The sequence below is a fragment of the Nocardiopsis sp. TNDT3 genome, from assembly GCF_003427465.1.
GTDB classification, from domain to species: domain Bacteria; phylum Actinomycetota; class Actinomycetes; order Streptosporangiales; family Streptosporangiaceae; genus Nocardiopsis; species Nocardiopsis dassonvillei.
The window spans coordinates 1-4,543 of record NZ_QPFC01000112.1 but is presented as its reverse complement, the minus strand read 5'-3'; the positions used below and the strand labels follow the sequence as shown (position 1 = coordinate 4,543).

The following is a 4,543-nucleotide window of genomic DNA, read 5'->3' as shown; positions in this document are numbered from 1 at the left end:
CTTCCCCCTCGCCCCGGTCATGGCCTGGCCGCTGGCCCGGGCCCTCCGCCTGCCCCGCCCCGGGATCACGGCGCTGATCTGCGCCCCCGTGTACCTGCTGCTGGCCGTCGGGGTGTGGACCGTGTGGCCCGGCGCGGCCGACCGGGTGCCGCGGACCTCGTTCCTGCACCCCGTGCTCGAATCCATGTGGAGCCTGGTCGCCGCCAACGCGCTCATCCTCGCGGTCACGCTGGTCGCCGCGGCGCTGGTCGTCCGCGGCCGGTCCGCCCGCGCCGTCCGATCCTGAGGGCGCACGTGCCCCGGCGCCCGAAAAGCCCTCGCCAGGGCCGCGGGGGCTCGGCCACAATGCACGGGTGCTACTGACGATCACGACCACGGCGAACCCGGCGACGGACCTCGGTTTCCTGCTGCACAAGCACCCCGACAGGGCGCAGAGCTTCGAGCAGTCCTTCGGCACCGCCCACGTCTTCTACCCCGAGGCCACCGAGCAGCGCTGCACCGCCGCGCTGATGCTCGACGTCGACGCGCAGGCGCTGCTGCGCACGCGCACGTCGGTGAGCACGCCCGACTTCGCACTGGCCCAGTACGTCAACGACCGCCCCTACGCGACGTCGTCGCTGTTCACGGTGGCGCTGGGGCGGGTCATGCGCTCCGCGCTGCGGGGGGACTGCAGGCAGCGCCCCGAGCTGGCGCGCACGCCGATCCCGCTGGAGCTGCGCATGCCCGCGGTGCCCTGCCGGGGCGGCGCCGAGCGCGTGCGGTCGCTGTTCGAGCCCCTGGGGTGGGCGGTGGAGGCCGAACCGGTCCCGCTCGACCCCGGGCTGCCCGGATGGGGCGACTCCCACTACCTGTCGCTCACCCTCACCGGCACCGTCCGGCTGTCCGAGGCGCTCAGCCACCTGTACGTGCTGCTGCCGGTCCTGGACGGCAACAAGCACTACTGGGTGGACCGCAGCGAGGTGGACAAGCTGCTGCGCGCCGGTGGGCTCGCCGCCGGTGACGCCGGGACCGGCGCGGCTGGTGAGCCCGCTGACAGCGACGGAACCGACGGGCCCGCTGAGCCCACCGTGGGCAACGGGCCCTCCGTGAGCGCCGAGAGCGACGGGCCCGCCGAGACCGGCTGGCTCGCCGGGCACCCCGAACGCTCCTGGATCGTCCGCCGCTACCTCAACCGCCGCGACGGCTACGTGCGGACCGCGCTGGCCCGCCTGGCCGAGGCCGACGACCTGACCGGGGACGGGGAGGGCGACGACCCCGGGGTCGAGGAGGCCTCCGCGGCGCCGCCCCTGGAGGAGCGCGCCCCCAGCCTGGCCGAACAGCGGGCCGGGGCGGTCATGGCGGTGCTGGCCGCCGAGAACGCCACCAGCGTCATCGACCTGGGCTGCGGCGCCGGACAGCTGCTCACCCGCCTGGTGCGCGACCGCTCCCTGGAGCGCGTCACCGGCGTGGACGTCAGCGTCGTCAGCCTCGAACGCGCCCACCGCAGGGTGTGCAGGGGCTGCGACCCGGGCGGGCGCGACCGCCACCGGCCCCTGTTCTCCGACACCGTCGCGGCCCGCGACCGCGGGGACGCGGGCCGCAGGCCGGAACTGCTCGTCGGCTCGGTCGTCTACCGCGACAAAAGGTTCGAGGGCTACGACGCCGCCGTCCTCATGGAGGTGGTCGAGCACATCGACCCCTCGCGCCTGCCCGCGATGGAGGAGAGCGTGTTCGGCTCCGCCCGGCCCCGCGTCGTCGTGGTCACCACGCCCAACGCCGAGTACAACACCCACTACGAGGGGCTGGAGGAGGGCGCCCTCCGGCACAGCGACCACCGCTTCGAGTGGACGCGCGCCGAGTTCACCCTGTGGGCGGACGGGGTTGCCGACAAGCACGGCTACCGCGTCCGCTACCTGCCGGTCGGGCCCGAACACCCCGACACCGGCGCACCGACCCAGATGGGAGTCTTCGTCCGATGAGTACGACCGAGAGGGACGGGGCCGCCGAGCCGCGCGTGCTCGGCGTGCCCGAGATGGGGCTCGTCGTGCTGGTCGGGGTCTCCGGTTCCGGCAAGTCCACCTTCGCCGCCCGGCACTTCGCGCCCACACAGGTGATCAGCTCCGACTACTGCCGCGGCCTGGTCAGCGACGACGAGAACGACCAGGCCGCCACCGCCGACGCGTTCTCGCTCCTGCACACCGTCGTGGACATCCGGCTGCGCCGGGGCCTGCTCGCCGTGGTCGACGCCACCAACGTGCAGAGCAGGGCCCGCCGGGAACTCGTGCGCATCGCCAAGGACAACAACGTGCTGTCCACGGCCATCGTGCTCGACGTCCCCGAGGCCCTGGCCCGGGAGCGCAACCGGGACCGGCCCGACCGCGACTTCGGCGACCACGTCATCCGCCGCCAGCGGCGCGACCTGCGCCAGAGCCTGCGGCACCTGCGCCGGGAGGGCTTTCGCAAGGTGCACGTGCTCCAGGGGCCCGAGGAGATCGACGCCGCCGTCATCGAACTGGAGCGCGCCTGGCCCGACCGCAGGGAGCTCACCGGCCCCTTCGACATCGTCGGCGACGTGCACGGCTGCCGCGAGGAACTGGAGGAGCTGCTGGGCGCGCTCGGCTACGAGCTGGCCCGCGACGACCTCGGGCGCCCGGTCGGCGCCCGCCACCCGCTGGGGCGCACGGCGGTGTTCGTCGGCGACCTCGTGGACCGGGGCCCCGACAGCCCCGGCGTCCTGCGCCTGGTCATGGGCATGGTCGCCGACGGCGACGCCCTCTGCGTGCCCGGCAACCACGAGAACAAGCTGGTCCGGGTGCTCAAGGGCGGCAAGGCCCGGCTCACGCACGGCCTCGCCGAGACCATGGAACAGCTGGGACGCGAGAGCGAGGAGTTCCGGAGGCGCGTGCTGGACTTCTGCGACGGGCTGGTCAGCCACCTCGTCCTGGACGGGGGCGCGCTGGTCGTCGCGCACGCCGGGCTCAAGGAGGAGTACCACGGGCGGGCCTCCGGCCGTGTGCGCTCCTTCGCCCTGTACGGCCAGACCACCGGTGAGACCGACGAGTACGGGCTCCCGGTGCGGCTGCCCTGGGCGCGCGAGTACCGCGGCCGGGCCGCCGTGGTCTACGGGCACACGCCCATGGTCAAGGCCGAGTGGGTCAACAACACCCTCTGCCTGGACACCGGCTGCGTGTTCGGCGGCAGGCTCACCGCGCTGCGCTACCCCGAGCGCGAGATCGTCGACGTGCTGGCGCGCCGCACCTGGTACGAGCCCGCCCGGCCGCTGACGGACACGGCGGACGGAGAACCCGCCACGCGCCCCGACGCCGCCGTGGACGTCACCGACATCGGCGTCGGCGACACCCGCACGGGCATGTTCGTGGAGACCGAGCACGGCCTGGTGCGCGCCGACGGAGGCAGCACCCTGGCCGCGCTGGAGGTCATGAGCAGGTTCGCGGTGGACCCGCGCTGGCTGCTCTACCTCCCGCCGACCATGGCGCCCGCGCCGACCTCGGCCGAGCCCGGGCTGCTGGAGCACCCGAACGAGGCCTTCGCCTCCTTCCGGGGCTCGGGGATCGGCGAGGTCGTGTGCGAGGAGAAGCACATGGGGTCGCGGGCCGTGGCCGTGCTGTGCCGGGACGCCGACGCCGCCGAACGCCGGTTCGTGCCCGGGGAGCTGGGCACCGTGTACACCCGGACCGGACGGCCCTTCTTCTCCGACCCGGCCCTCCAGGCGCGGGTCGTGGACCAGCTGCGGCAGGCGGTCACCGACGCCGGGCTCTGGGACCGGCTGGGCACCGACTGGGTCGCCCTGGACGGGGAGATGCTGCCGTGGTCGGCCAAGGCCCGGACGCTGATCCGCGAGCAGTACGCGTCGGTGGGCGCCGCCGCCCGCGCGGCCCTGCCCGCCGCCGGGATCGCGCTCGCCGCCGCGGCCGGGCGCGGTGTGCCCGTGGACGGGCTGATCGAGGGGGTCGCGCGCCGGACGGAGCAGGTGGAGGAGTTCAGCCGGGTCTACCGGCGCTACTCCTGGGACACCGACGGCACCGCCGGGCTCCGGTACGCGCCGTTCATGGTGCTGGCCTCCGAGGGGCGCGAGTACGGGGACGCCGACCACCTGTGGCACATGGCGGTCGCCGAACGGCTCGCCGAGGCCAGCGGGCTGGTCCGCCCCACCCGCTACCGGGTCGTGGACACCACCGACCCGGGCGCGTGCGCCTCGGCCGCCGACTGGTGGACCGACATGGTCTCCACCGGCGGCGAGGGGATGGTGGTCAAACCCCTCCTGGGCGCCCGAGCCACGGGCCGCAAGGGCCTGGCACAGCCCGGGCTGAAGGTGCGCGGGCCCGAGTACCTGCGCATCGTCTACGGGCCCGACTACACCGACCCCGAGCGGATGGCGGTCCTGAAGGACCGCAACGTGGGCCGCAAGAGCGGGCTGGCCATGCGCGAGCACAAGCTGGGCCTGGAGGCGCTGGCCCGCCACGCCCGGCGCGAACCGCTGTGGCGCGTGCACGAGCCGGTGTTCGCGGTGCTGGCCCTGGAGTCGGTCCCGGTCGACCCGCGG

At 74.5% G+C, this 4,543-nt stretch carries 2 protein-coding genes and 1 pseudogene; all 3 read left to right on the top strand.

Features of this window, described 5'->3' with window-relative positions; translation table 11 throughout:
- Positions 1-286, top strand: a pseudogene (locus tag DQW06_RS03175) (transporter); the annotation flags it as partial.
- 67 nt (positions 287-353) lie between these two features.
- Positions 354-1,958, top strand: a complete 1,605-nt coding sequence (locus DQW06_RS03170) for a 3' terminal RNA ribose 2'-O-methyltransferase Hen1 (protein WP_071622756.1) — start codon at positions 354-356, stop codon at positions 1,956-1,958.
- Positions 1,955-4,543: polynucleotide kinase-phosphatase (locus tag DQW06_RS03165; RefSeq protein ID WP_117197929.1), on the top strand; the 2,589-nt coding region annotated here is incomplete at its 3' end. The genes DQW06_RS03170 and DQW06_RS03165, both read left to right, overlap by 4 nt.